Source organism: Kosakonia sp. MH5 (assembly GCF_009935945.1).
Classification (GTDB): Bacteria; Pseudomonadota; Gammaproteobacteria; order Enterobacterales; family Enterobacteriaceae; genus Kosakonia; species Kosakonia radicincitans.
Genome location: NZ_QODH01000006.1, coordinates 147,411 through 174,224, shown reverse-complemented (window position 1 = coordinate 174,224; position 26,814 = coordinate 147,411). Strand labels below are relative to the sequence as shown.

The 26,814-nt window shown below is 53.5% G+C and carries 27 protein-coding genes and 1 other annotated feature; of the genes, 9 read left to right on the top strand and 18 right to left on the bottom strand.

The annotated features are described in order from the left end of the window. Nucleotides 1–49 precede the first annotated feature (49 nt). The 4 genes from DK872_RS16980 to DK872_RS27355 all read right to left on the bottom strand — a co-directional run bounded on the left by DK872_RS16980 (nt 50) and on the right by DK872_RS27355 (nt 3,478). On the bottom strand, nt 50–1,357 hold the full coding sequence (locus DK872_RS16980; RefSeq protein WP_007373071.1) for an MFS transporter: 1,308 nt from the start codon (nt 1,355–1,357) through the stop codon (nt 50–52). A gap of 126 nt (nt 1,358–1,483) precedes the next feature. Continuing rightward, the gene (gene mog / locus DK872_RS16975; protein ID WP_007373070.1) at nt 1,484–2,071 is read right to left on the bottom strand and encodes a molybdopterin adenylyltransferase; all 588 of its coding nucleotides are present in this window, start codon (nt 2,069–2,071) and stop codon (nt 1,484–1,486) included. Between the two features lie 107 nt (nt 2,072–2,178). Beyond that, on the bottom strand, nt 2,179–3,132 hold the full coding sequence (gene tal / locus DK872_RS16970) for a transaldolase (protein WP_007373069.1): 954 nt from the start codon (nt 3,130–3,132) through the stop codon (nt 2,179–2,181). Beyond that, a complete protein-coding gene (locus DK872_RS27355) occupies nt 3,122–3,478 on the bottom strand; it encodes a hypothetical protein (RefSeq protein WP_167290016.1) in 357 nt (118 codons plus the stop codon). Before DK872_RS27355 ends, tal begins: the two co-directional genes overlap by 11 nt. Here DK872_RS27355 and DK872_RS16965 point away from each other — a divergent pair. Together DK872_RS16965 and yaaA are read left to right on the top strand one after the other, a co-directional pair. Continuing rightward, the gene (locus DK872_RS16965; RefSeq protein ID WP_007373068.1) at nt 3,429–4,859 is read left to right on the top strand and encodes a sodium:alanine symporter family protein; all 1,431 of its coding nucleotides are present in this window, start codon (nt 3,429–3,431) and stop codon (nt 4,857–4,859) included. The genes DK872_RS27355 and DK872_RS16965 overlap by 50 nt on opposite strands. A gap of 80 nt (nt 4,860–4,939) precedes the next feature. Continuing rightward, nucleotides 4,940–5,713, top strand: a complete 774-nt coding sequence (yaaA, locus tag DK872_RS16960) for a peroxide stress protein YaaA (protein ID WP_007373067.1) — start codon at nt 4,940–4,942, stop codon at nt 5,711–5,713. Nucleotides 5,714–5,750: 37 nt separating this feature from the next. On the opposite strand, the gene DK872_RS16955 is transcribed toward yaaA, so the two are convergent. The 7 genes from DK872_RS16955 to yjjY form a co-directional block, all read right to left on the bottom strand. Continuing rightward, complete coding sequence (locus tag DK872_RS16955) at nt 5,751–6,038, bottom strand: DUF2502 domain-containing protein (RefSeq protein WP_035886556.1); 288 nt, start codon at nt 6,036–6,038, stop codon at nt 5,751–5,753. 195 nt (nt 6,039–6,233) lie between these two features. Beyond that, complete coding sequence (gene thrC / locus DK872_RS16950) at nt 6,234–7,520, bottom strand: threonine synthase (protein WP_072440111.1); 1,287 nt, start codon at nt 7,518–7,520, stop codon at nt 6,234–6,236. Nucleotides 7,521–7,523: 3 nt separating this feature from the next. Next, nucleotides 7,524–8,453, bottom strand: a complete 930-nt coding sequence (thrB, locus tag DK872_RS16945; RefSeq protein WP_007373064.1) for a homoserine kinase — start codon at nt 8,451–8,453, stop codon at nt 7,524–7,526. Between the two features lies 1 nt (nt 8,454). Continuing rightward, a complete protein-coding gene (thrA, locus tag DK872_RS16940) occupies nt 8,455–10,917 on the bottom strand; it encodes a bifunctional aspartate kinase/homoserine dehydrogenase I (RefSeq protein ID WP_072440109.1) in 2,463 nt (820 codons plus the stop codon). Nucleotides 10,918–10,941: 24 nt separating this feature from the next. Then, nucleotides 10,942–11,059, bottom strand: a sequence feature (Thr leader region). Beyond that, nucleotides 10,998–11,066, bottom strand: a complete 69-nt coding sequence (gene thrL / locus DK872_RS16935; protein ID WP_071532065.1) for a thr operon leader peptide — start codon at nt 11,064–11,066, stop codon at nt 10,998–11,000. It overlaps the preceding feature by 62 nt. 210 nt (nt 11,067–11,276) lie before the next feature. Next, nucleotides 11,277–11,963 carry a tRNA/rRNA methyltransferase gene (locus tag DK872_RS16930; protein ID WP_035886559.1) on the bottom strand — a complete coding sequence of 229 codons (687 nt, stop codon included), beginning with the start codon at nt 11,961–11,963 and terminating at the stop codon, nt 11,277–11,279. A 398-nt stretch (nt 11,964–12,361) separates the two neighbouring features. Then, on the bottom strand, nt 12,362–12,502 hold the full coding sequence (gene yjjY / locus DK872_RS16925) for a protein YjjY (protein ID WP_086870418.1): 141 nt from the start codon (nt 12,500–12,502) through the stop codon (nt 12,362–12,364). Between the two features lie 94 nt (nt 12,503–12,596). On the opposite strand from yjjY, the gene arcA reads away from it, so the two are divergent. After that, complete coding sequence (gene arcA / locus DK872_RS16920; RefSeq protein ID WP_003856501.1) at nt 12,597–13,313, top strand: two-component system response regulator ArcA; 717 nt, start codon at nt 12,597–12,599, stop codon at nt 13,311–13,313. 50 nt (nt 13,314–13,363) lie between these two features. Here the strand turns inward: arcA and creA are convergent, their stop codons facing one another. Next, the gene (gene creA, locus DK872_RS16915; RefSeq protein WP_071920192.1) at nt 13,364–13,837 is read right to left on the bottom strand and encodes a protein CreA; all 474 of its coding nucleotides are present in this window, start codon (nt 13,835–13,837) and stop codon (nt 13,364–13,366) included. A gap of 215 nt (nt 13,838–14,052) precedes the next feature. Between creA and robA the strand changes: the two genes are divergently transcribed. Next, complete coding sequence (gene robA / locus DK872_RS16910) at nt 14,053–14,925, top strand: MDR efflux pump AcrAB transcriptional activator RobA (RefSeq protein ID WP_007373059.1); 873 nt, start codon at nt 14,053–14,055, stop codon at nt 14,923–14,925. Here robA and gpmB read toward each other — a convergent pair. Next, nucleotides 14,922–15,569 (bottom strand): 2,3-diphosphoglycerate-dependent phosphoglycerate mutase GpmB, encoded by a 648-nt coding sequence (gene gpmB / locus DK872_RS16905; protein ID WP_007373058.1) that lies wholly within the window; start codon nt 15,567–15,569, stop codon nt 14,922–14,924. The genes robA and gpmB overlap by 4 nt on opposite strands. Nucleotides 15,570–15,668: 99 nt before the next feature. Here gpmB and yjjX point away from each other — a divergent pair, with 99 nt between their 5' ends. Then, a complete protein-coding gene (yjjX, locus tag DK872_RS16900; protein WP_071920191.1) occupies nt 15,669–16,184 on the top strand; it encodes an inosine/xanthosine triphosphatase in 516 nt (171 codons plus the stop codon). Here the strand turns inward: yjjX and trpR are convergent. Further along, nucleotides 16,175–16,504 (bottom strand): trp operon repressor, encoded by a 330-nt coding sequence (gene trpR / locus DK872_RS16895; protein ID WP_007373056.1) that lies wholly within the window; start codon nt 16,502–16,504, stop codon nt 16,175–16,177. The genes yjjX and trpR overlap by 10 nt on opposite strands. A gap of 98 nt (nt 16,505–16,602) precedes the next feature. Further along, the gene (sltY, locus tag DK872_RS16890) at nt 16,603–18,543 is read right to left on the bottom strand and encodes a murein transglycosylase (protein ID WP_161518576.1); all 1,941 of its coding nucleotides are present in this window, start codon (nt 18,541–18,543) and stop codon (nt 16,603–16,605) included. Nucleotides 18,544–18,757: 214 nt separating this feature from the next. On the opposite strand from sltY, the gene ettA reads away from it, so the two are divergent. Beyond that, entirely contained in the window at nt 18,758–20,425 is a 1,668-nt protein-coding gene (gene ettA / locus DK872_RS16885; RefSeq protein WP_035886665.1) for an energy-dependent translational throttle protein EttA, read from the top strand. A 343-nt stretch (nt 20,426–20,768) separates the two neighbouring features. Continuing rightward, a complete protein-coding gene (locus DK872_RS16880; protein WP_007373051.1) occupies nt 20,769–21,278 on the top strand; it encodes a hypothetical protein in 510 nt (169 codons plus the stop codon). 27 nt (nt 21,279–21,305) lie between these two features. Here the strand turns inward: DK872_RS16880 and nadR are convergent, their stop codons facing one another. The 3 genes from nadR to serB are packed head-to-tail and all read right to left on the bottom strand — an operon-like array spanning nt 21,306 to nt 24,924. Next, nucleotides 21,306–22,532, bottom strand: coding sequence for a multifunctional transcriptional regulator/nicotinamide-nucleotide adenylyltransferase/ribosylnicotinamide kinase NadR (gene nadR, locus DK872_RS16875; RefSeq protein ID WP_035886562.1), 1,227 nt, complete (start codon nt 22,530–22,532; stop codon nt 21,306–21,308). Between the two features lie 29 nt (nt 22,533–22,561). Beyond that, nucleotides 22,562–23,944, bottom strand: a complete 1,383-nt coding sequence (gene radA / locus DK872_RS16870; protein WP_161518575.1) for a DNA repair protein RadA — start codon at nt 23,942–23,944, stop codon at nt 22,562–22,564. 8 nt (nt 23,945–23,952) lie between these two features. Beyond that, entirely contained in the window at nt 23,953–24,924 is a 972-nt protein-coding gene (gene serB, locus DK872_RS16865) for a phosphoserine phosphatase (RefSeq protein ID WP_161518574.1), read from the bottom strand. 118 nt (nt 24,925–25,042) lie between these two features. Between serB and DK872_RS16860 the strand changes: the two genes are divergently transcribed. Continuing rightward, nucleotides 25,043–25,687: a YtjB family periplasmic protein gene (locus DK872_RS16860; RefSeq protein ID WP_007373047.1), complete on the top strand. Its 645-nt coding sequence runs from the start codon at nt 25,043–25,045 to the stop codon at nt 25,685–25,687. 51 nt (nt 25,688–25,738) lie between these two features. Further along, the gene (gene lplA / locus DK872_RS16855; RefSeq protein ID WP_071920188.1) at nt 25,739–26,755 is read left to right on the top strand and encodes a lipoate--protein ligase LplA; all 1,017 of its coding nucleotides are present in this window, start codon (nt 25,739–25,741) and stop codon (nt 26,753–26,755) included. The last annotated feature ends 59 nt before the right edge of the window (nt 26,756–26,814 follow it).

Sequence of the window (26,814 nt, the reverse complement as noted above, 5' to 3'; positions counted from 1 at the left end):
ATTATTCCCGGCCGTTCAAACTGAAAACGGAGCCTGCGGCTCCGTTTGTTTATGCTTGCTCTACCGGTCGCTCCGCTACGCTATCCTGATGATGGAGATCCTGGCGCAGCCAGATCCCCAGCGCCAGACCAATCAGCGACAACGCCAGTACATACCAGGCCGGCGCCATCGGCGAAACGCCCATTAGCATGGTCACCGCAATCGGCGTCAGGCCACCGAAAATAGCGTATGAAACGTTATACGAGAATGAGATTCCCGTGAAGCGAACCTCCGCCGGAAACGCCCGCACCATCACGTAAGGAACCGCGCCGACCACGCCAACGCACAACCCCACCAGGCCATACAGGACAAAAAGCTGCTCAGGGTGTGCGCCCACCAGGTGATAGAAGAACCAACTGGTACAGGCAAGCAGCACGCTGCCAATGATAAAAGTGCGACTGGCACCAAATTTATCGACCAGCAGCCCGGCGGCCAGACAACCGAAGCACAGCATAATGGTCGCAATGCTGTTGGCCTGCAACGTCAGGGCCGGAGCAAAGCCATACTGTTTTTGCAGCCAGACCGGCGACATCAAAATGACCACAACAATCCCGGCGGAAAGCAGCCAGGTCAGCAGCATGGAAATCACCACTGCTTTTTTATGTTTCAGCACGACCGATTTAACAGGTAATTCCTGCGCCAGCGCTTTACGTTGCTGCATCTCAAGAAAGATCGGTGTTTCTTGCAACCAGCGGCGCAGATACATCGCCACCAGGCCAAATGCGCCGCCCAGCAGGAACGGAATACGCCAGCCACCATCATGAATAGCTTGCTGGGTCATGCTGGTATTAACCAGCGTCGCCACCACCGAACCGAGCAAAATCCCTACGGTCAGGCCCGCAGTCAACGTACCGCAAGCAATACCGATGCGACGCGCCGGAACATGTTCCGCCACAAACACCCACGCGCCAGGCACTTCGCCACCGATGGCCGCGCCCTGTAAAACACGCATTGATAGCAGCAACAGCGGTGCCACAATGCCTGCTGAGGCGTACGTTGGCAGCAAGCCAATCGCCAGCGTCGGCAACGCCATCAGCAGAATACTCAGGGTGAACATTTTCTTGCGCCCGACCAGATCGCCGAAGTGCGCCATGACAATACCGCCGAGCGGACGCGCCAGATAACCGGCGGCAAAAATGCCAAAGGTTTGCACCTGGCGCAGCCATTCCGGAATATCCGCCGGGAAGAAAAGCTCGCCGACGACAGCGGCGAAGAAGACGAAAATGATGAAATCGTAAAACTCCAGCGCACCGCCGAGGGCAGCAAGCGTCAGCGTTTTATAATCCTGTTTGTTCAGAGGACGAGTGGGATTTGACATAGCGAACCATTTGTAAATAGGGAGTGCTGATTTAATTATTACGAATTGTGTAAATTAAAACTTACTATACCGTAAATGAATCAACACGCCATGGTTCGCCGTCTTTATTTCAGAAAAGATTAACTTTTAGGATAATGTTTCGCGCCTTGCATTTTTAGGCCGGAAAGATGCTACGACTTGCGGATTGGTTTCAACATAAGGTCCGTCAAGCAACTGTACACAATACGGTACGCTGGCAAAAATACCGGGCACTTTCACTTCGCCATCAGCGCTTTTTAGGCCTTCAAGCGTCTCTTTGATCGATTTGGGCTGGCCGGGTAAATTCAGGATCAATGCCTGTTTGCGGATCACGCCGACCTGGCGGGAGAGGATAGCCGTCGGTACAAAATTGAGGCTGATTTGGCGCATCTGCTCACCAAATCCCGGCATTTCGCGATCGGCAACCGCCAGCGTCGCGTCCGGCGTTACGTCGCGTCGCGCAGGCCCCGTGCCGCCGGTTGTCAGCACCAGATGGCAGCTCATTTCGTCCACCAGCTCGCACAGCGTTTGTTCGATGATGCTTTGCTCGTCCGGGATCAACCGGGTCTCAATCTGAAACGGGGTGGTCAGCGCGCTCGCCAGCCACTCTTCAAGCGCTGGAATGCCCTTATCCTGGTAAATACCGCTGGATGCACGATCGGAAACCGAAACTAAACCAATGCGTAGTGTGTCCATATTCATTCCGTTCAAAAAAACTATTTAACGAAATGATACACGCTGAGGGGAAAGGCAGACAGTAGGGAGAGAAGAAGCGTGGCCGGCAAACCGGCCACGCCTGAAGATTACAGCAGATCGCCGATCATTTTTTCCAGTTTTTCCTGGTCAACGGCAAACTTACGGATACCATCCGCCAGTTTATCCACCGCCATCGGATCCTGGTTATGCTGCCACAGGAATTCCGCTTCGGTGATGCGTTCCGGACGCGCTTTCACTTCGCCGGTATACGCCAGTTTGCGCTCAATGGTACCAGCACTTTCAGACAGTTCTTTCAGCAACGCCGGAGCGATGGTCAGACGGTCGCAGCCTGCCAGTTCGATGATTTCACCGGTATTACGGAAGCTGGCGCCCATCACCACGGTTTCATAACCATGCTGTTTGTAGTACTGGTAAATTTCGGTTACGGAAACCACACCCGGATCTTCTGCCGGCGCGTACTCTTTCTTGTCGGTGTTGGCTTTGTACCAGTCGAGAATACGGCCTACAAACGGGGAGATCAGGAATACGCCCGCTTCGGCACATGCGCGCGCCTGCGCGAAGGAGAACAGCAGCGTCAGGTTACAGTTAATGCCCTCTTTTTCCAGCTGTTCCGCAGCGCGAATACCCTGCCAGGTAGAGGCCAGTTTGATCAGGATGCGATCGTTGCTGATACCGGCATCGTTATACATCTTGATCAGACGTTTCGCTTTGGCGATAGAGGCTTCGGTGTCGTAAGAGAGACGAGCATCAACTTCGGTAGAGATACGGCCCGGGATCAGTTTGAGGATTTCCAGACCAATGTTCACCGCCAGGCGATCTGTCGCGTCAACAATCTGCTGCGCGCGATCGCTGCTCTGAGCGCGAGCCCATGTTACGGCATCATCGATCAGCTTACGGTATTCCGGGATTTGCGCAGCGCCAAGGATCAGAGAAGGGTTCGTTGTTGCATCCTGCGGCTGGTACAGTTTCATTGCCGCAATATCTCCGGTATCAGCCACGACTGTTGTGTACTGACGCAGGGAGGTCAATTTATCCGTCATGATAGTATTTCTCTTTAAAGATACCCTGAATAATCCATGTCAGGCTCACGACACGTTTGCGCCCCTGAAGCACAACCGCAGCCAGCGCACCTGAACGTGAAGTATGACGAGTATACTTGTTAGGGGGATGTAACCGGTCTGCCCTGATGATAACACGACGACCTGCCAGCGCAACCGCAGACAATGCTGTGTAAATAGTATGGTAAACTCTCCTAATTAATTGCCTGCGAAGTGATGTGCTTCCAATGACAGCCTCGCCCCAGGTTACAAACCCGGCATCAACAAGAGGAATGTTAATGCCTGAATTTTTCTCGTTTATCAGTGAAATACTCTGGGGCTCATTCATGGTGTACCTGCTGGCGGCGGCGGGTATCTGGTTTGCTGTCCGCAGCCAGTTTGTCCCCTTTCGTTTTCTGCGCGACTTTGGGAAAAGCCTTAAAAGCAGCCGCACCCCGCAACCCAACGCGCTCACCGCTTACCAGGCACTCTGTCTGAGCCTGGCAACAAGGCTGGGCAGCGGCAACCTGGCGGGCGTGGCCTTTGCATTAACCTCCGGCGGGCCTGGCGCCGTTTTCTGGATGTGGATCTCTGCGCTTATCGGCATGGTGATCAGCTTTGCCGAATGCTCTCTGGCGCAGCTGTATAAAGAGCGTGATACGGAAAATCAATTTCGTGGCGGCCCGGCATGGTATATGGCCCGCGGTTTAGGTATGCGCTGGATGGGCGTACTTTTCTCAGTGTTCCTGCTGCTTACGTATGGCCTGGTGTTTAATACCATTCAGTCCAGCGCCGTCGCACGGGCCATGCACTTTGCCTGGGGCGTTCCGGGAATCGCCAGCGCCATGGCACTGGCGCTCTGCGTACTCTTTTTCATCGTTCGGGGATTAAAACCTGCCGCCCGGCTGATGCAGTGGTTGGTGCCAGTAATAGGGCTTGTCTGGATCCTGGTCAGTCTGTGCCTCAGTCTTTGGCATGCCAACTTACTGCCAGGGATTTTTACCACCATCATCAAAAGCGCTTTCGGCTGGCAGGAAGCAGCGACAGGCACGATGGCTTACACCCTGAGTCAGGCAATGACCAGCGGTTTTCAGCGCAGCATGTTTGCCAACGAAGCCGGACTGGGATCGTCGCCTAACGCCGCCGCTATGGCCGCTTCATGGCCGCCGCACCCGGTAGCACAGGGAATTGTGCAAATGATCGGCGTGCTGACGGATACCTTCCTGGTCTGCACCGCCAGCGCACTGGTATTGTTGCTGGCGGGTACGGTTCCGCTAAGCGACGCATTTGGTGGCATCCAACAGCTTCAGCAAGCCATGGCTTCATTGACCGGGGGCTGGGGTGCGGGATTTGTCGCCTGTATCGTCGTGCTCTTCGCATTTACTTCGATCGTCGCGAATTATATTTATGCGGAAAATAATCTGATCTTTTTACGCTGCAACAGTAATCGAAATCTCTGGCTGCTGCGCATCGGTATTTTATTGATGGTAGTGGCAGGTCCCATACTCAGCGTACCGCTTATCTGGCACATTGCCGATGTCGTGATGGCGCTAATGGCGATGATTAACCTGACCGCCATTTTGCTGCTTTCACCGGTTGTCAGAGTGCTGGCCCGCGACTATCTGCGCCAGCGCAAACTGGGAGTCATGCCGGTCTTCAACCCGCAGCGTTATCCGGAAATAGAGCGTCAACTGGCGCCAGGCAGTTGGGATGACATTCCCCGCTCGTAGCGCTAATCGCAACTATCGATCAAGTCTGTCGGTTTTTTTGCTAAAGTCAGCGGAAATTTCTCGCACAGCAAGGACTGAGTATGCTGATTCTGATTTCACCTGCCAAAACACTCGATTACCAAAGCCCGCTGGCGACAACGCGTTTTACCCAGCCGGAACTGCTGGATCACTCGCAGCAACTGATTAACAGCGCACGTAAGCTCTCCGCGCCGCAAATCAAAGCGCTGATGGGGATCAGCGACAAGCTGGCCGATCTGAACGCTACGCGTTTTCACGACTGGCAGCCTGATTTCACTCCGGAAAATGCGCGCCAGGCTATCCTGGCATTTAAAGGAGATGTCTATACCGGCTTGCAGGCAGAAACCTTTAGCGATGCGGATTTCGATTTCGCGCAGCAACATCTGCGTATGCTTTCCGGTTTATACGGCGTGCTGCGTCCGCTGGATCTGATGCAGCCGTACCGGCTGGAGATGGGCATTCGCCTGGAAAATGCTAAAGGGAAAGATCTCTACCAATTCTGGGGCGATGTGATCACCCACAAACTCAACGAAGCCATTGCGGCGCAAGGCGATGAGATCGTTATCAACCTGGCCTCTGATGAGTATTTCAAATCGGTCAAAACGCAAAAGCTGAACGCCCGGATCATTAAGCCGGTGTTTCTTGACGAGAAAAACGGCAAGTTCAAAGTCATTAGCTTCTACGCCAAAAAAGCACGTGGCCTGATGAGTCGTTTTATTATTGAGAATCGCCTGACGAAACCGGAGCAATTAACCGGGTTTAACAGCGAAGGCTATTTCTTTGATCGGGAAGTTTCATCGCAGGAAGAGTTGGTGTTTAAGCGGCACGAACAGTAAGAAAAACCCTCTCCTGCTCGGGAGAGGGTCAGAAAGGCTATGGATGGCGATGCCAGTCATCATCCGGCCCGCCACGGTGATCGTCATGGCGATCATCATGCCGGTCGTCAAAGTGGCCGTGCGGCTGCCAGCGGTTCTCACGCCATTCGTAGTGTCTCTGCCACCAGCCATGATCGCGCCAGTGGCCGCCATCCCAGTAATTTCCACCGCGGTCGCGATCGCCGATTTGCAGTTTCACTGCCGGCACAAGGGTGATTTCTTCGGCCTGAACCGCCAGAGGAGCCACCAACATCATAGAAAGCGCTAACATCACAGGTTTCAACATAGGTTACTCCTTTGCATCATCTTGCCCGTTATGGGCCGATGTCAGGAGGTTACGCAACGCCAGATGTTGTTGTTATTGTCCGCAATCCTAATCTCTGAACCCCCGCATTTATTGGGAATTCATCCGTTTTCCCTGCCATTTTTCTACATAATTTCTCCCTGATTCCCCCGCTTGCAGGCAGGGGAAGCAGAGAAATTACGCGTTGCGCATCATCAACTGGCGTAATGCCGCGAAATCCGCAGGTAACTGATGGGAAAGCAGCGGCAGATCCGCGCGATCCGCCAGTTCCTTCGGCAACGGTAACGGTTCGCCCAAAATCTCTTCTACGCTCTCTTTGAATTTCGCAGGATGAGCCGTACCGAGGAACAGACCGTACTCGCCCGGATTAAGCTGATCGCGCAGGGCGCGATATGCAATCGCGGCATGCGGTTCAGAAACGTAACCTTTATCCTTCAGCTCGCGCATGGCCGCTTTCGTCGTTTCATCGTCCACAGCAGCGTAACCCAGCTCATTCAGACGCCAGATTTTACGGCGGAACAGCTCTTCAACGCGCGGCCAGTTATTTGGCTGGCTAACATCCATGGCGTTTGAGAGCGTCGCTTGCGTTGCTTTTGGCTGCCATTGCCCCTCTTTGAGGAAACGCGGCACGGTATCGTTGGCATTGGTCGCTGCGATAAAGCGTTTGATCGGCAGCCCCAGCGATTTCGCCAGCAAACCAGCGGTCAGATCGCCGAAGTTACCGCTCGGTACGGAAACCACCAGCTGGTTGCGCGCTTCCTGTGGCAACTGCGCAACCGCTTCGAAGTAGTAACAAATCTGCGCCAGCAAGCGGCTGATATTGATCGAGTTCGCCGAGTTCAACCCCAGCGCGGCTTTCAGTTCTTCATCGTCGAAGGCTTGTTTCACCAGCGCCTGGCAGGCATCGAAGTCGGCATCAATCGCCACAGTTTCGATATTACCGCCCAGCGTACAGAACAGTTTTTCCTGCAACGGGCTGATTTTGCCTTGCGGATAGAGGATCACCACGCGCACATTTTTCATGCCGTAGAAGGCATGAGCAACCGCAGCGCCGGTATCGCCCGAGGTAGCAGTCAGGATGGTCACCGGTTTATCGCCGCTGATGGCGCTCAGCATCTGCGCCATAAAACGTCCGCCGAAATCTTTAAATGCCAGCGTTGGCCCATGGAACAGCTCCAGACAGCCGATATCGCTCTCTACCGGTTTAACCGGTGCCGGGAAAGCAAACGCGGCGCGTACCCGCGCTTCCAGTTCGTCCTGCGGAATTTCGTCGCCAATAAAAGCGGCTAGGATCTTCGCGCTGCGGCTGACGAAATCCTGCTCCAGCATCGCGTCGATTTCCGTCAGGTTAAATTCCGGCAGCTCGTGCGGGAAAAACAGGCCCTGATTTTTGCCAAGCCCCTGCGTTACGGCCTGCGCAAAGCTGACCTGCTCGTTGTGATCTTTTAAGTTGTAGAGTTTCATTGGTTATCCCACTACTCGTGCGCCCGCCGTATCCAGCCGGCAAATATGAACAAAGCCTTCCTGATTCTGCAGATAGTGTTTGCCAAGCCAGTCGGCTACGCGCTGAGCGGTATCCGGCTTATCGCATAAAGCAAACAGCGTTGGCCCGGAACCGGAGATCCCACAGGCCAGCGCGCCAATATCGGCCACTGCCTGACGCGCTTCGCCAAAGCCCGGCAGCAATTTCATGCGGTACGGCTCGGCAATCACGTCTTTCATCAATTTTGCCGCCAGCGCGGGCTGGCGGGTGTAGCAGGCGTGAATAAAGCCCGCCAGATGCCGCCCGTGAGCGATGCAATCCTGACGGCGATATTGCGCGGGCAAAATAGCGCGCGCTTCCGCCGTTGAGACTTTAATGCCCGGATAGGCCAGCACCCACAACCATTCATCAAAGCCTGGCACCTGCTGGCTGATAATGCCGCTTTCCTCGATCATCAACTGCATACCGCCGAGGAAACAAGGCGCGACGTTATCGTAATGCACGCTGCCTGAAATACGCCCTTCCAGCTCGCCCATCAGCGCCAGCATGCGCGTATCATCCAGCGGTTTACCGCAATACTCGTTCATCGCCACCAGCGCGGCAACAACGGAACACGCGCTGGAGCCGAGCCCCGAGCCAATCGGCATGTTTTTTTCCAGCGTCATTGCCACCGGAACCTGCTTGCCAATCGTCTGGCAGAACAGTTCCCAGCACTGATAAACGATATTTTCCTGCGGTTCAGTCGGTAATTTACTGGCAAAACGGCCAATATTCTTCAGGCTGAAATGTTCAGCGGCTTCCACCGAAACATTATCGCCCAGCAAAGTTCCATCTACCGGCGTCACCGCCGCGCCCAGCACATCAAAGCCAACACTCATATTGGCGCTTGAAGCCGGAGCATACACCTTCACCATGTCAGACTCCTAACTTCCAGGACAGGGTACGCAGCAGGTCTGCGAATACGCCAGCTGCTGTTACATCGTTACCCGCGCCGTAACCGCGTAATACCAACGGCAACGGCTGATAATAGTGGCTGTAGAACGCCAGCGCATTCTCACCATTTTTCACTTTGTAGAGCGGATCATTACCGTCAACAGCGGCGATCTTCACCCGACAGGTGCCATCTTCCTCAATATTACCGACATAACGCAGCACTTTTCCTTCATCACGGGCTTGCGCCACGCGAGAGGCGAACTCGTCATCCAGTTGTGGCAGGCGCGCCATTAAGCTCTCAACATCGCCGGACGCATCAAACGTTGCGGGTAAGACGGGCTCAATGACAATATCAGAAAGCTCCAGTTCTCGTCCGGTTTCACGAGCCAGAATCAACAGTTTACGCGCGACATCCATCCCGGAGAGATCGTCTCGCGGGTCCGGTTCGGTGTAACCCAACTCGCGCGCCAGTGCCGTGGCTTCCGAGAGGTTCATTCCCTCATCCAGTTTGCCGAAAATAAACGACAGTGAGCCAGAAAGGATCCCGGAGAAGTGCTGTAACTCATCACCGGCATTGAGCAGGTTTTGCAGGTTTTCAATCACCGGCAGGCCGGCACCAACGTTGGTGTCATACAGGAATTTACGGCGAGATTTCTCCGCTGCGCGACGCAACTGGTGATAGTAATCCAGCGACGAGGTGTTGGCTTTCTTATTCGGCGTGACAACGTGGAAACCTTCCCGCAGGAAATCCGCGTATTGATCGGCCATCGCCTGGCTGGAGGTACAGTCAACAATCACCGGGTTAAGCAGATGATACTCTTTCACCAGACGGATCAAGCGCCCCAGATTGAAAGGTTCTTTCGCCTCCGCCAGTTCGGCCTGCCAGTTTTCCAGATTCAGGCCATGCACATTGGTCATCAACGCTTTTGAATTCGCCACGCCGCAGACGCGCAGATCGATATGCTTGTTTTTCAACCAGCCTTGCTGACGCTTCAACTGCTCCAGCAGCGCGCCGCCGACACCGCCAACGCCAATGACAAAAACTTCAATCACCTGGTCGGTGTTAAACAGCATCTGGTGAGTAACGCGCACCCCAGTCGTCGCATCATCATTGCTCACCACAACCGAGATAGAGCGTTCAGAGGAGCCCTGAGCAATCGCCACAATGTTGATATTGGCGCGTGCCAGAGCGGCAAAGAATTTCGCCGAGATACCACGCAAGGTACGCATGCCATCGCCGACCACGGAGATGATCGCCAGACGCTCCATCACTGCCAGCGGTTCCAGCAGCCCCTCTTTGAGTTCCAGATAGAACTCTTCATTCATCGCTTTCTGAGCGCGAACACAATCGGACTGCGGCACACAAAAGCTGATGCTGTATTCCGAGGAGGATTGGGTGATCAAGACGACGGAAATCCCTGAGCGTGACATCGCCGCAAATACGCGGGCAGCCATGCCGACCATGCCTTTCATGCCCGGGCCTGAAACGCTAAACATCGCCATGTTGTTCAGGTTGGAGATCCCTTTCACCGGCAGACCATCTTCGTCCGACGTTGCACCAATGAGTGTGCCGGGAGCTTGTGGGTTACCGGTATTTTTAATCAGGCAAGGGATCTGGAACTGGGCAATCGGGGTAATTGTGCGGGGGTGAAGAACTTTGGCGCCGAAGTAGGAAAGCTCCATGGCTTCCTGATACGACATGGACTTCAGCAGCCTGGCGTCCGGCACCTGCCTCGGGTCGCAAGTATAAACGCCATCGACATCCGTCCAGATCTCACAACAATCGGCGCGTAAACAGGCGGCCAGCACAGCGGCAGAGTAATCCGAACCGTTGCGCCCCAGCACCACCAGCTCACCTTTTTCGTTACCGGCAGTGAAACCAGCCATCAGCACCATATGATCTTGCGGAATGCGGCTGGCAGCGATGCGGCGAGTTGATTCTGCAATATCAACAGTCGATTCCAGATAGTGACCAACGGCGAGTAATTTTTCCACCGGATCGATAACGCTGACTTTATGACCACGCGCTTCCAGCAGACCGGCCATGATGGCGATAGAGAGTTTTTCACCACGACAGATCAGCGCCGCATTGATACTGTCCGGGCACTGGCCCAGCAGGCTGATACCATGCAGGACATGCTTGATCTGCGCGAACTCTTGTTCGACGAAGTTTTTTAACTGTGTGAGGGGAAATCCAGGTTGCGCATCGGCCAGCCCTTGCAGCAGGTCAGCAAAAATACGTTCTGCATCGCTAATATTCGGTACTGCATCCTGGCCACTGATGGTCTTTTCGATCATCGCCACCAGATGGTTGGTAATTTTCGCCGGGGCAGAAAGTACGGTCGCTACCTGCCCCTGCCTGGCATTGCTTTCCAGAATGTCGGCAACACGCAGAAAACGTTCTGCATCTGCCACTGATGTACCGCCGAACTTCAACACTCGCATGGTTTTACCCCTTGATCTTTGGTCGAAAAAAAAGCCCGCACTGTTCAGGTGCGGGCTTTTTTCTGTGTTTCCTGTACGCGTCAGCCCGCACCGTTACCTGTGGTAATGGTGATGGTTGTAATAATGGTAATGGTGCTGATGCGTGTCATAGATGTTGTGTGCTCTGTAATATTATCTGTCTGTGCTGCATGCCTATATTGGTTAAAGTATCTGCCCGCTTAAGTCAATTTATTTTTATTTTTTACATTTTTATTCGCCTTCCCGGCTGCGCTGAAACGACAGTTAATTTCAGCGCGACAGGGTCATTACAACAATAGATTTCAGCGGCTTTAACTATAAAACAAACTTATCGCAGTGACTTACTCGGAGAGTTTTTTTTCAATATCATGCAACAATCGGTGCAACATTGCCGTGTCGCGCTGTTCAAGCAGACCAAGACGCTGATCCAACCAGTCCGCCATTTTTATATCGTCCGCAACGCCAAGTTTCTCCAATAATTCACGAGCCCGCAAACGCAATGCGCGCAACTGATTATCATCAACCGGAGCCGCTTGCTGAGGTGCTTGTTGCATTAATGACGCTAATTGATAGCAAAAAACCATTACTGCCTGCCCCAGATTCAGCGATGGATAATCCGCAGCCATCGGCACGCCGGTTAAGATGTCCGCTAGCGCCAGCTCTTCATTGGTTAAACCGGAATCTTCGCGACCAAAAACCAGCGCAGCACTGCCAAGCCACGTGCGTTTCTCTTGCAATAGCGGCACCAGTTCTGCTGGCGTCGCGTAATAATGGAACTTCGCCCGGCTACGCGCCGTGGTCGCAATGGTGAACTGAACATCCGCCAGCGCGTCGGCAAGCGTCGCATAACTTTTAACATTATCAAGGATATCGCCGGAACCGTGGGCAACACGGCGCGCACCTTCCTGTAAATGCGCATCGCTATCGACAATGCGCAAGTCATGAAACCCCATGGTTTTCATCGCCCGGGCAGCGGCGCCGACATTTTCGGGCCTTGCGGGGCAAACGAGTACAACAGCCAATTGCATCTTACTTTCTCTTCTTACTGATTCCGCAGGAGAATGTGACAGACATCAACATACTACGCAGAGCGAATTTACAATTTTCTAACACGAATCACTGATTTTCAGATTACGCACAATTAAAAAAAGCTAAACTGTTTATCAGCAATCGTACCTGCTAAGATGTTAACAGAAGGGGCTTATCCCTATGTTTATACATAGTATTTTATTACAGTATTTCGTTCTTGTATTGGATTCATCATATTTATCAATTAATATGCGCAACTAGTTGGTTTATTGATAAATAGTCGCAAGCGCTGGCATTTGGCTGTGAGGATTTCGCCAGACTGTTAACGTGCTACAATTGAACTTGATATATGTCAACGAAGCGTAGTTTTATTGGGTGTCATTTACGTCTTAGCCTGTTATGTTGCTGTTAAAATGGTTAGGATGACAGCCGTTTTTGACACTGTCGGGTTCAGAGGGAAAGTGCCCACGACCAAGCTAATGATGTTGTTGACGTTGATGGAAAGTGCATCAAGAACGCAATTACGTACTTTAGTCATGTTATGCCGTCATGTTAATTTTCGACATGCACCAGGCTGGTCAGGGACTTTTGTACTTCCTGTTTCGATTTAGTTGGCAATTTAGGTAGCAAACATGCAGACCCCGCACATTCTTATTGTTGAAGACGAGTTGGTAACACGCAACACGTTAAAAAGCATTTTCGAAGCAGAAGGCTACGATGTCTTTGAAGCGACTGATGGCGCTGAAATGCATCAGATTCTTTCTGAAAATGATATCAACCTGGTGATTATGGATATTAACCTGCCAGGTAAAAACGGTCTTTTGCTGGCGCGCGAACTGCGTGAGCAGGCGAACGTCGCCCTGATGTTCCTGACCGGACGTGATAACGAAGTCGATAAGATTTTGGGACTCGAAATTGGTGCCGACGACTACATCACGAAGCCGTTCAACCCACGTGAACTGACTATCCGCGCACGCAATCTGCTGTCCCGTACCATGAATCTGGGCACGGTCAGCGAAGAACGCCGCAGCGTTGACAGCTACAAGTTCAACGGTTGGGAGTTGGATATCAACAGCCGCTCACTGATCAGCCCAAACGGCGAACAGTATAAGCTGCCGCGCAGTGAATTCCGCGCGATGCTGCACTTCTGCGAAAATCCGGGGAAAATCCAGTCCCGTGCCGAACTGTTGAAAAAAATGACCGGCCGCGAGCTGAAACCACACGACCGTACCGTGGACGTGACGATTCGCCGCATTCGCAAACATTTTGAATCCACGCCGGACACACCGGAAATCATCGCCACCATTCACGGTGAAGGTTACCGTTTCTGCGGCGACCTGCAGGAATAAGCGAAGATTGATAAAAAAAGCGGCGCTCAGGCGCCGCTTTTTTATTTCCACTATTTGCTCCACGGAATGATAGGAACTGCGCTTAAGGCATTCTTCGGCGAACCTTCGACGACTTTGTCGGAGTAGGCTAAATATGCCAAAGTGTTACGTTTTGCGTCATAGAAACGCACCACCTGCAATTTTTTAAATACCAGCGAAGTCCGTTTCTGGAAGACCACATCGCCCTGTGCCTTGCCGTTTTTAATTTTATCGCTCAGTTCAACCGGCCCAACCTGCTGGCAAGAAATGGCAGCATCTGAAGTATCCTCCGCCAGCCCCAGCCCGCCTTTGATACCGCCGGTTTTCGCCCGGCTGATATAACAGGTCACGTTTTTAACGTCCGGGTCGTCAAACGCCTCAACTACAATTTTGTGATCCGGGCCAAACATTTTAAATACCGTATCCACAGAACCAATCTGTTCCGCCTGGGCTGAACTCCACGCCATCAATATCAACGCAGGAATGCATAACTTCGTGTATTTCATATTGTTACCATTTTTGAATATTACGTTTAGCAACTATTCAGTTTTCAAATGAGAAACTGTTTGCAGATCACCGATTTACAAAATTTATGATGAAAATCAGTCACAATGCGGATTTGTGCACAAAAAAAACACCGAATGCTAAAGCCTTAAAAACCCGCTATTATCCGTCCCCTGGTATCAGGTGTTCATCGCTGTATTAAGGAAGAGGATATTGTATGGATCAGGCTGGGATCATTCGCGACCTACTCGCCTGGCTGGAAGGCCATCTGGATCAGCCGCTCTCATTAGATAATGTGGCGGCAAAAGCGGGCTATTCCAAGTGGCATTTGCAACGGATGTTCAAAGACGTCACCGGCCACGCCATTGGTGCTTACATCCGCGCTCGTCGCCTGTCAAAATCCGCAGTCGCATTACGGCTTACCGCCCGTCCTATTCTTGATATTGCGCTACAGTATCGTTTCGATTCACAGCAAACGTTCACCCGTGCTTTCAAAAAACAGTTTACCGTCACGCCAGCGCTCTATCGCCGTTCGCCGGACTGGAGCGCCTTTGGCATCCGCCCGCCGCTGCGTCTTGGCGAGTTTACCTTGCCTAAACATGAATTTGTAACGCTGCCGCAAATGCACCTGATCGGCACAACGCAGAGCTATACCTGCTCGCTGGAGGAGATCTCCGATTTCCGCAACCAAATGCGCATCCAGTTCTGGCGTGAATTTTTAAGCAATGCGCCGACGCTTCCTCAGGAGTTGTACGGGCTGCACGAACCGCGCCCCAGCCTCGAGAAAGATGATGAGCAGGAGGTGTTTTACACCACGGCGCTGACGCCGGAAATGGCGAATGGTTATTTGAGCAATGCGCAGCCGGTATTACTGGAGGGCGGCGATTACGTGGCTTTCTCTTTTGAAGGCTCTCCGGACGGGCTACAAGACTTTATTCTGACCGTTTATGGCACGTGCATGCCAATGCTCAACCTTACGCGCCGCAAAGGTCAGGATATTGAGCATTTCTACCCGCAGCATGACGACTCACGCGATCGTGAGCCGCCGTTACACATTCGCTGCGAATATCTGGTGCCTATCCGCCGTTAACGCTGTAATTCATCCAGCGCAGGGGCGTCGAGATGCGAAACATCGCCTGCAGTTTCCACCACCCAGCCGGATGCCAGCCACGGGCTGTGCTGGTAATCGATGCGGGAGATGGAGCAGTTGCGCAGACGCAGACGGCGTTCAGCATAAGCCGGAAGCCCGAGAATGGTACTCACCAGGCAGCCCAGCGCCATACCGTGACTGACTAGCATCGGGCGGCTTCCTTCCGGTAGCTCCAGACAAGTAGCCAGCGCAGCGTGCATACGATCGCTCAGCTCCTGCATCGACTCACCGTCAGGAATACGGCCATCTGCCGTGCCATTCACTAACTGCCGACGCCAGCTCTCTTCTTCTTCCGTCAGGGAATCGATATGGCGGCGTTCGAGCACGCCCATGTCCAGCTCGCGCAGGCGTGGCTCAAGCGTAATTTCGCAACCGCAGGCATCAGCGATGATCTCCGCCGTGCGACGGGTACGCCCCAGATCGCTGGCAATAATATGGGTGATGCCCAGCGCTTTCGCGCGTTCAGCCACCTGCCACGCCTGCGTTTCCCCTTTGTCGGTTAACGGACTGTCTGACTGGCCTTGAATACGACGCTCGGCGTTCCACTGCGTTTCACCGTGGCGAACAAGGTATACCTGTAACATGCTTTTTTATCCATTATACTGCGATGAATTTATTATCTGAGGAAGGTCTTTGTCCGGGATAAAGAACGCGTCTCGTTTCGGACAAGCCAATTATAGATTATGCACCATGTTGTCTCAGCTACCACAAATCCCGCGAAAATTCGGGCTATTCTGCACGCTTTTAACGAGATCTTCGGCGAAGGATCCTGCCATATAGAATCTGTCTCCGTCGATAGCGGCGTGCCTGAACAGCCGTTTGGCAGTCAGGAAACGCGGGCTGGCGCACGTAATCGCGTGAACAATGCCCGCAAGCTACGGCCTGACGCCGATTTCTGGGTTGCCATTGAAGCAGGTATTGATGAAGGCAGTACGTTTAGCTGGGTAGTCATCGAAAACCCTCAAATGCAGGGCGAAGCGCGTTCAGCCACGCTGCCGCTGCCAGAGATCATTTTGCAGAGAGTGCGTGCCGGTGAAGCGCTCGGACCGGTGATGTCAAACTACACCGGCATTGATGAGATTGGCCGGAAAGAGGGGGCGATTGGTGTTTTCACTGCCGGTAAACTCACCCGCGAGAGCGTTTACCATCAGGCGGTAATTCTGGCGCTAAGCCCGTTTCATAACGCGGTTTACCGCTGATCGTTCAGCAGCGTCTGCTCCAGCCACAGGCGCAAATCGGCAGGCGCTGCTTTCAGGCTATTTGAGCCGCGGGTAATGGTCGCAATGCCCGCGCCCAGTTCGCTCTTCAGTTCGCGCTGGCTCATCTCGCCGCGCAACAACTCTTCGATAATTCGCACCCGCGTCCCCAACGACTCGCGCTCATCCGGCGTAAGCATCAAATTAAGCAACGGAAGATGCAGATCCTTTTCATATGACTGCCTGACCAACTCGACAAAGCGTCGCCACTCCTGGTCACGCTGTTCGGCCATTGCTGCTGAATAAGGAGATTGCTGAGTCATAGTTTTCCGCCATTCGTTGGTTTCGGAAGCCCTTTAGACAGGCTTCCGAAAAGTGTGTACTCGTTAAAGAGTACACAGCATAGCATAAACCTTAGAAATCAGTAACGGCGCTGCAACTCGGCGTCAGTAAAGATGACAGGTTTGCCACCATTAAGGAAATAGCGGTAGTAGGCATCGTAAGCGAGGACGTTTTTCACATAGCTGCGGGTTTCCGAGAACGGGATACTTTCTACAAACGCCACGGCGTCCAGTTTTCCGGCGCTGTTGTTCAACCAGCTACGTACCCTGCCCGGCCCGGCGTTATATGCCGCCGAGGAGAAAATCCGGTTGTTGCCGAACTGCTGATAAACATATTGCAGGTAGCTGGTGCCAATGTTGATGTTGGTTTCCGGATCGAAAAGCTGGCTGGGATTGCGATAACCGGCAATGTTAAACATCTTCACTGTATGGGTGGCAGTGCCGGGCATAATCTGCATTAACCCGCTCGCGCCGACCGGCGAACGCGCCGTTGGATTCCACGCGCTCTCCTGGCGGGAAATCGCCATCGCATAGCTCTGGCTAATGGCTTTACCGTTGGTGTAACGCGCATACAAATCGCTGTAGGCCAGCGGGAATCGCTCTTCCAGATGATCCCACAATTTACCGGCAATGGTGGCCTGCACGCTGAGATCCCACCAGTGCTGGTTGAATGCATAGCGCGCCAGTTGCGCCTGCTCTTGCTGCGAGCGGCTGGTGACCAGATTCGCCCATTCACTGCGGGCGGTATTATCCAGCCCCCAGTACATCAATTCGCGCACGCGAGCCATTTCAGCGCCCTGAACCAACGCCGGATCGGGATTACCAGGCACTTTATCGATCTGAAGTTGGTAATCCTCCCCTAAGCGTTGCGCCGCCGCCATCGGGTAAAAACCGCGCTGCTGCATCAGCGCATGCAGGATCGATTTGGCCTCTTCATCGCGGCCACGCTCCAGCAACAAATCAGCCTGCCAGTAACGCCACTCATCTTTCTCTTTCGCCTCCATCGGCAAACGGGAAAGCCAGGTATTCAGACCGCGCCGATCGCCGGCGCCGATCGCCATCCGCACCCGCCGCTCCAGAAGCGATGTGGATTGCGAGCGCATCACCGTATCATCGCGCCAGCGCGCCTGTTCGCTGGTCACGTCATTCCCCATCAAACGCCAGGCGACAATGTCACGCAGCGTCTGGATTTGATCCTCCGTCAATTGCTGCGCCTTCGCCAGCGAAGGGATCAGCAAACGGGCATTTTCCACATCCTGCCGGGCAACACTTTCAAACGCTTCCGCCGCCATTTGCCGGGTGAAGTCGGTCGCGCCGGTGGTAGTGGCAAACGTCATGACGCTGTTGGGATTGTTCGCAAGGTTAATGATGGCCTGGGAGATAGTTTGATAATCAGCGGGCATCTGCCCGGCCAGCAGCGTCACCAGTTGCGTATTACCGGCTTTCATGGCCAGCCGGATGCGTTCAAGAAATGCCAGCGGATCCTGCTTTCCGGAAGCGCGCCAGGCGCCAAACAACCGGTCACAGGCATTCGGTTGGCTTTTACCGCTCAACCAGAGCTCTTTTGCTCCCGCCCACGCCTCATCTGCCTGCCCGGTGTTCCACTTGGCGAAATAGTAGTTACATTGCGCTTCGGTAGTGGCGGGTTTCTCCGGGCTGAAAGCCAACAGCCCGCGCCAGTCTTCACGCCGCGCCAGTTCGTTAACAAAACGGGATTTCAGAGTGCGTGCTGGCGGCAGGGTCGGGTTCTGCTGCACAAAGTTAGTCACCGTGATGGCCGGTTGATTCATCAAATCGTCGGTAATCTGGCGATATTGTAAATAGGGATACAGCGGATAATTAGTCAGCGTGGGCAGCAGTTGCTGCACGACATCCATTTGCTTGTTATCCCATGCGCTTTTGATCTGCGCATAACGGTTACGTTGTTCATCCAGTGAATCTGCGCGCGCCATATTGCTGAGGGACAGCAAACAAACGCAGGCCGCCGCAAATCGCCAGGCGGCATGTTTAGCTCTCTGCACAGCTCTTTCCTCTTTCTGTCACGTTATTGGCAGCATCATGCCGCGTAATGAGTTAATGCTAACCGGGCATGCCGCTACGCGCCATGTTCTGCACACTTTTTTACCTTTTTGTGGTGATTTAACAGTGTGGGCGCTGTTGGCTGGGATTAAGCGTCGAAAACCGCTACACTCCGCTGTTGAATACTACTCTCATGACAAAGAGGCGAAGTCCAACGTGGCTCAATTCGTATATACCATGCATCGTGTCGGCAAAGTTGTCCCGCCGAAACGTCATATTCTGAAAAATATCTCGCTAAGCTTCTTCCCGGGCGCAAAAATCGGCGTGCTGGGTCTTAACGGTGCCGGTAAGTCTACCCTGCTGCGCATCATGGCCGGCATCGATACAGACATCGAAGGTGAAGCCCGCCCGCAGCCCGGCATCAAAATTGGTTATCTGCCGCAGGAACCACAACTGAACCCGGAACATACCGTCCGTGAATCGGTTGAAGAAGCCGTTTCCGAAGTGGTTAACGCGCTGAAAGGTCTGGATGAAGTGTACGCGAAGTACGCGGAACCGGATGCGGACTTCGACAAGCTGGCCGCGCAGCAAGGTAAGTTTGAAGAGATTATCCAGGCGCACGACGGTCACAACCTGAACGTGCAGCTGGAGCGCGCGGCGGATGCCCTGCGTCTGCCGGACTGGGATGCCAAAGTCGCGAATCTTTCCGGTGGTGAACGCCGCCGCGTCGCGCTGTGCCGTCTGCTGCTCGAAAAGCCGGACATGCTGCTGCTCGACGAACCCACTAACCACCTTGATGCTGAATCCGTTGCGTGGCTGGAACGCTTCCTGCACGACTTCGAAGGCACAGTGGTGGCAATCACCCACGACCGTTACTTCCTTGATAACGTCGCAGGCTGGATCCTCGAGCTCGACCGTGGCGAAGGCATTCCGTGGGAAGGCAACTACTCCTCCTGGCTGGAACAAAAAGATCAGCGTCTGGCGCAGGAAGCCTCTCAGGAAGCAGCTCGCCGTAAATCCATTGAGAAAGAGCTGGAGTGGGTTCGTCAGGGTGCGAAAGGCCGTCAGTCGAAGGGCAAAGCCCGTCTGGCGCGCTTTGAAGAACTTAACAACACGGAATACCAGAAACGTAACGAAACCAACGAACTGTTTATTCCGCCTGGAGCACGTCTGGGAGACAAAGTGGTTGAGGTCAGCAACCTCAGCAAATCCTACGGCGATCGCCAGTTGATTGATAATCTGTCCTTCTCCGTACCGAAAGGCGCCATTGTCGGCATCATCGGTCCAAACGGCGCGGGTAAATCGACGCTGTTCCGTATGATGTCCGGTCAGGAGCAGCCAGATAGCGGCTCCATCACCCTGGGTGATACCGTGAAACTGGCCTCAGTTGACCAGTTCCGTGACGCGATGGATAACAGCAAAACCGTATGGGAAGAAGTTTCCGGCGGGCTGGATATCATGCGCATCGGCAATACCGAAATGCCGAGCCGTGCTTATGTGGGTCGCTTTAACTTTAAAGGCACCGATCAGGGTAAACGCGTTGGCGAACTCTCTGGCGGTGAGCGAGGCCGTCTGCATCTGGCGAAGCTGCTGCAGGTCGGCGGCAACGTATTGCTGCTCGATGAACCAACCAACGACCTGGATATCGAAACGCTGCGCGCGCTGGAAAACGCCCTGCTCGAATTCCCGGGTTGCGCGATGGTTATCTCGCACGACCGCTGGTTCCTTGACCGTATCGCCACCCACATTCTGGATTACCAGGATGAAGGTAAAGTCGAGTTCTTCGAAGGTAACTTCACCGAATACGAAGAGTATAAAAAACGTACGCTTGGCGCTGAAGCGCTGGAGCCCAAACGTATTAAATACAAACGTATCGCTAAATAAGCACCGTCAAAGCGGATGGATTTCCCATCCGCTTTTTCCCCCTTCCCTACCACGCTTCCCCCGAAACGCGCAGAGAATTCATCTGCAACGCTGAGCAAAAAAAGTGTTTTCGTTTTTGCATAATATTCGCATCAAACCCAGGCATTTGTGCATTCACCGCTCACGGCCAATCAAAGCAAAAGCGCACCAAAAACCATAGATGCAGAATAAAAATACAAAAAAAATATAAATAAATAGTTTTATATTTTGATGATTAATGAAAAAACCACGCTCTTGCTTAACGAAAAAACCACCGGATAACATTGATTACCCTTTAAGCCGAATCAATACGTGGTTATATTCAATGCAGATCATTACGGAAAATGCATATTTAAAATGCGGTCTGCGCACGCTTATTCAGCAGCATGCGATAAAACTGAATGCGGATGATGTGATTATAGATTTTGATAATCACCTGCTTGTTATTACCACCTTGACAACGCTGAATGAAATTACGGAAGGCGATAATTCTTTTGAAAAATTTCTGCTGTATCCCTTTTTCAAAATAAGTAAAAGCCTGCCAATCGACGTCTTCCAGCGAACCTTACAACAGAAGTCCTGGAGAAATAAAAAGAGGCGCGAAGGGAAATTAGCACTAACCCGAAAAGAAAGGGTGCTGCTCAAACATATTATTAACAGAGAAGCGCAGACCGATATATTCAGCAACGGCGAAATGGATGTGAAAACGTTCAGCACTCATAAATACAATATGCTGAAGAAAGTGAACCAGCCTTCTGTCGCGACGCTGAATCAGGTTTACTATCACTGGGAAAGTTTGTGTAACCAGCCGACCAGTTATCCGCTTGCCGGGTAAAGTGAAATACCCGGCCAGTAGCCGCGCTTATGCGCCCATCAGCTTCTTAACCAATTCGACACACTGCAGAAACCGCGAATCATAGTCGGCCGATTCAACGCGAACAAAATCAATATGGTTCTCCCGTAGCATAGAAACCAACAGATCCTGAAACTCTTTCCGGTCAACCGAACTGCCCAGACTTCTTAAGCCATCATTCACCCATGGCGTATTATTTTCCAGCAGGATCACTAAATCGAAGCGATATTCATCAATTAACGCCTGTACGAAGGGATGTTCACGCCCCTCATATTTTTTGCAAAACGCCTGCGTGGTAACAAAATCCGTATCGATAAAAGCCACTTTATTCGCATATTTCACCGCGAAATCGATATATTGCGCATGGCCTAAGGCAATTTTATCGTAATCAGAATATTGCAGCGCCATCTCATCGCCGCCGAGATGAGAAAATACGTAGTCCCGGCCATATTCCCACGCACTGGTCGTATTAAAAATATTGGCGAGTTTATTCACCAGCGTCGATTTACCGCTGGATTCACCGCCCAGAATAGCCACAGTGCGGACAAAGAAAGGTTTTACTTCCGTCGGAATATAATCCCAGTAGCGGAATGGATTTTCGCGGATCTGCGAGCCGCTGATATTCATAAACGTACGCTGCGGATCCACCAGCACGGCCTCAATGCCCAAATGTTGCAGATACTGCGACGCATCAGCCTCTTCCGAGGTGTAGATCCAGTTTGGCGTGATGCCTTTCTCTGTCATAAACGCTTTGATGCCTTTACTCCAGACATCCCAGCCGTGCGGATACGGCTCCATGCCCTCTTCATTAAAAGCATGAATACGAATATTTTTCTGATACTTAAAGGTTTGCAGCAGCCAGCGCAGCCGATCGCTGACCGTCGGCTGCTGCGACATTGCGCTGTCTTCAAACAGCTCGCGATCGCGCGTTTCGTCGTAACCGAGGATAATGTGCAATTCATCAACCTGGCTACAGGCGCGCTGGATCAAATAGATATGGCCGGTATGCAGCGGATAAAACTTACCGAATACCACACCAATATTTTTCTGCCGCCGGGGAAATTCAAGGTCGAGGAAGCGGTGCAACGCTTCCAGCTTTTGCGCGCTGGGGCTTTTAATCTTGGCATTCAGCAGCTGGCTTAAATAGCCTTTGGTCATACCGCTGGCATCTGCCACTTGTTGTAATGTGCAGCCCTTCTGGCGAATCGCGGTTTTTAAATAATCAAATGACGACATTGTTGCCTCCTGCAAAAATCTTTAGCCAATTATAAGTCGTCAAAGACGTTTAGCGCATCCGAGAGCTTCTTCACGCCGAAAATCTGCATTCCTTCCTGCACTTTTTTCGGCACGTTTGCCGCCGGAACAATCGCGCGGCGGAAACCGTGTTTGGCCGCCTCGGAGATACGCTCCTGGCCACTCGGCACCGGACGGATCTCACCGGCCAGCCCCACTTCGCCAAACACTACCAGGTCCTGCGGCAGCGGTCTGTCGCGCAGGCTGGAAACCATCGCCAGCAGCAGCGCCAGATCGGCACTGGTTTCGGTTACTTTCACCCCGCCGACAACGTTCACGAATACGTCCTGATCCGCCATCTGCAAGCCGCCGTGGCGATGCAACACCGCCAGCAGAATCGCCAGCCGGTTCTGCTCCAGGCCAACCGCCACGCGGCGCGGGTTCGACATCATCGAGTGATCCACCAGCGCCTGGATCTCAACCAGTAGCGGGCGCGTCCCTTCCCATACCACCATCACCGAGCTACCGGAGGTCACTTCATCCCCGCGGCTAAGAAAAATGGCCGAAGGGTTGCTGACTTCACGCAGCCCCTGTTCGGTCATCGCAAACACGCCGAGCTCATTCACTGCGCCAAAGCGGTTTTTGTGGCTACGCAAGGTGCGAAAACGGGAGTCGGCATCGCCGTCAAGCAGCACCGAGCAGTCGATACAGTGCTCCAGCACTTTTGGCCCCGCCAGCGAACCATCTTTCGTAACATGGCCGACCATAACAATCGCCACGCCGCGGGTTTTGGCGAACCGCGTCAGATATGCTGCCGTCTCACGCACCTGGGCAACGCTACCGGGCGACGACTGAATGTCCGCCATATGCATCACCTGAATCGAGTCGATCACCATCAATTTAGGTTGTTCTTCATCGGCAATCATGCAGATTTGCTCGATGCTGGTTTCCGAAAGCATATTCAGATTGCCCGTCGGCAGCCCCAGACGGTGGGCGCGCATCGCCACCTGTTGCAACGACTCTTCGCCGGTGACATACAGGGTTTTCATCTGTTCGGCGAGCTTACACAGCGTCTGCAACAGCAACGTTGACTTCCCTGCGCCCGGGTTACCGCCAATCAGAATGGCGCTCCCCGGCACAACACCGCCGCCAAGCACGCGGTCAAACTCTTTAAAACCGGTCGAAAAACGCGGCAGCTCTTCCAGACTGATTTCCGAAAGTTTCTGCACTTTCGAGACGCCCGCGCTCCCGGCATAGCCAGAGAGGCGCTCATTACGCGCCACGGTGGGCGAAGCGGCCACACGGATTTCAGTAATGGTATTCCATGCATGGCAGGCGCTGCACTGCCCCTGCCAGCGCGGATAATCCGCGCCGCATTCATTACAGACAAACGCACGTTTGGGAGCTTTCGCCACAATCACCTCTACTTCTTATTGATACTGCCGGAAAGAATACAAAATACGCCCATCAGGTCGGCGTGACGAATGGAGACTTCCGCTTTCTCATTAACTTTAGGTTTAGCGTGGAAGGCGATCCCCAACCCGGCGGCTTTGATCATTGGCAGGTCATTCGCGCCATCGCCAATGGCGACGGTTTGCGTGACCGGAATCTCGTACTTCTCAGCCAGCGCTTTCAATGTGTTGGCTTTGTACTGGGCATCGACGATATCGCCCAGCACCTGGCCAGTGAATTTGCCGTCCATGATCTCCAGCTCATTCGCCACTGCCGCTGTGAGGTGCAGCTTGTCACGCAGGTAATCTGCAAAGAAGGTAAAGCCGCCGGAGGCAATCGCCACTTTCCAGCCCAGCGTCTCCAGCTTCAACACCAGTTGCACCAGGCCCGGCATCAGCGGCAACGATTCGCGCACCTGCATCAGGATATTGGCATCCGCCCCTTTCAGCGTTGCCACGCGGCTGCGCAAGCTGGCGGCGAAATCAAGCTCGCCGCGCATCGCACGTTCGGTCACTTCCGCCACCATCTCGCCCGTACCGGCAAGCTTCGCAATCTCGTCAATGCACTCGATCTGAATCGCGGTGGAATCCATATCCATCACCAGCAGCCCTGGCGAGCGCAAATGCGGGATTTTACCCAGCGGCGCAACATCCATGCCTTCGTCATGCGCCAGACGCGAAGCGCGCGGCGTTAACGAACCGGCCAGACGGATCACCTGATAATCATCGACGCACCAGGCCGCCACAATCACCATTGCCGCGCCCAGTTTGCGCTGGTAGGTCGTAAGACGCGTTTTATCAAGATTGCGCCCATACAGGAGCCAGCCGCTTCGACCGGCGTGATAGTCCAGAGGCATGACCTCATCACCACTTAAAGAGAGCGGCAATCCTGGCCACTGAGAAACATCGTCGGGCAGATCGCACCAGGTCAAACTGTTAAGCATTAAAGCTCCTGTAAAAACATTCGCGCCAGAAAGCATCGGAGGGGAAAATAACGCATGAGGCTACCTTGTAACCAGCGCTTCTGGCAACATTAAGCCTCAAATTTTCAACAGGTGGAATATGGCTCGCGCAAAACTTAAATTTCGGCTGCACCGCGCCGTAACAGTCCTCATCTGTCTGGCATTGCTGGTCGCGCTGATGCAGGGCGCATCCTGGTTCAGCCAGAACCATCAACGCCAGCGCAATCCACAGTTTGAAGAGCTGGCCAGAACCCTGGCGCGTCAGGTGACGCTCAACCTTACGCCGCTGCTGCGTACCGAAACGCCGGATGAAAAACGTATTGGTGTCGTGTTACGCCAGCTTACGGAAGGGAGCCGGATCCTCGATGCCGGCGTGTATGACGCGCAGGGCGATCTCATCGCACGTTCGGGCGAAAGCATTGACGTTCGCGACCGGCTGGCGCTCGACGGCAAGAAAGCCGGCGGCTATTTCAATCAACAAATTGTCGAACCCATTCAGGGGAAAAGCGGCCCGCTGGGTTATCTGCGCCTGACGCTGGATACCCACACGCTGGCGACGGAAGCCCGCCAGGTGGATAACACCACCAATATTCTGCGCCTGATGCTGCTACTGTCGCTGGCCATTGGCGTTGTGCTGACACGTACGCTTCTGCAGGGCAAACGCACTCGCTGGCAACAATCGCCGTTCCTGCTGACGGCTAACAAATCCGTGCCGGAAGAAGAAGAGCACGAAAAGAAAGAGTAGCAGTTACCGCTAATGGTAATCTGTTGAAAAGTAAAAGAAAGGAAATCGGCTATGTCGACGCTTCGTCTGCTTATCTCTGAATCTTACGATCCGTGGTTCAACCTGGCTGTGGAGGAGTGTATTTTCCGCCAGATGCCCGCAACACAGCGCGTGCTGTTTTTATGGCGTAACGCCGATACGGTGGTTATCGGCCGGGCGCAGAACCCATGGAAAGAGTGCAATACGCGGCGCATGGAAGAAGACAACGTGCGGTTGGCTCGCCGTAGCAGCGGCGGCGGCGCGGTTTTCCACGATCTCGGTAACACCTGCTTTACCTTTATGGCCGGGAAACCCGAATACGACAAAACCATCTCTACGGGTATTGTGCTCGCGGCGCTGAATGCACTCGGCGTAACGGCGGAAGCCTCCGGGCGTAACGACCTGGTCGTGAAGACCGCAGAAGGCGACCGCAAAGTGTCTGGCTCTGCCTACCGTGAAACCCGCGATCGTGGCTTCCACCACGGCACGCTGCTGTTAAATGCCGATCTCAGCCGTCTGGCTCACTACCTCAATCCGGACAAGAAAAAACTGCAAGCAAAAGGCATTACCTCCGTACGCGGACGCGTCGCCAACCTGGTGGAATTACTACCGGGCATCACCCACGAGCAGATTTGCCAGGCGGTAACGGAGGCCTTCTTCAGCCACTATGGCGAACGCGTTACAGCCGAAATTATCTCGCCGGAGAAAACGCCGGATCTGCCCAATTTCGCCGAAACCTTTGCCCGCCAGAGCAGTTGGGAGTGGAACTTCGGTCAGGCGCCAGCCTTCAGCCATTTACTGGATGAGCGTTTTACCTGGGGCGGCGTGGAGCTGCACTTTGACGTTGAGAAAGGCCATATCACCCGCACGCAGGTGTTTACCGACAGCCTGAACCCGGCGCCGCTCGAAGCGCTAGCAGCGCGTCTGCAGGGCTGTCTGTACCGGGCGGATATGCTGGCGCAGGAGTGCGATGCGTTATTGGTGGATTTTCCGGATCAGGAACAGGAACTGCGCGAGCTGTCGGCGTGGATTGTCAAAGCGGTGCGTTAACTTCAAATGCCTGATGGCGCTGCGTTTATCAGGCCAGAGGAATGCAGGCCGGGTAAGGC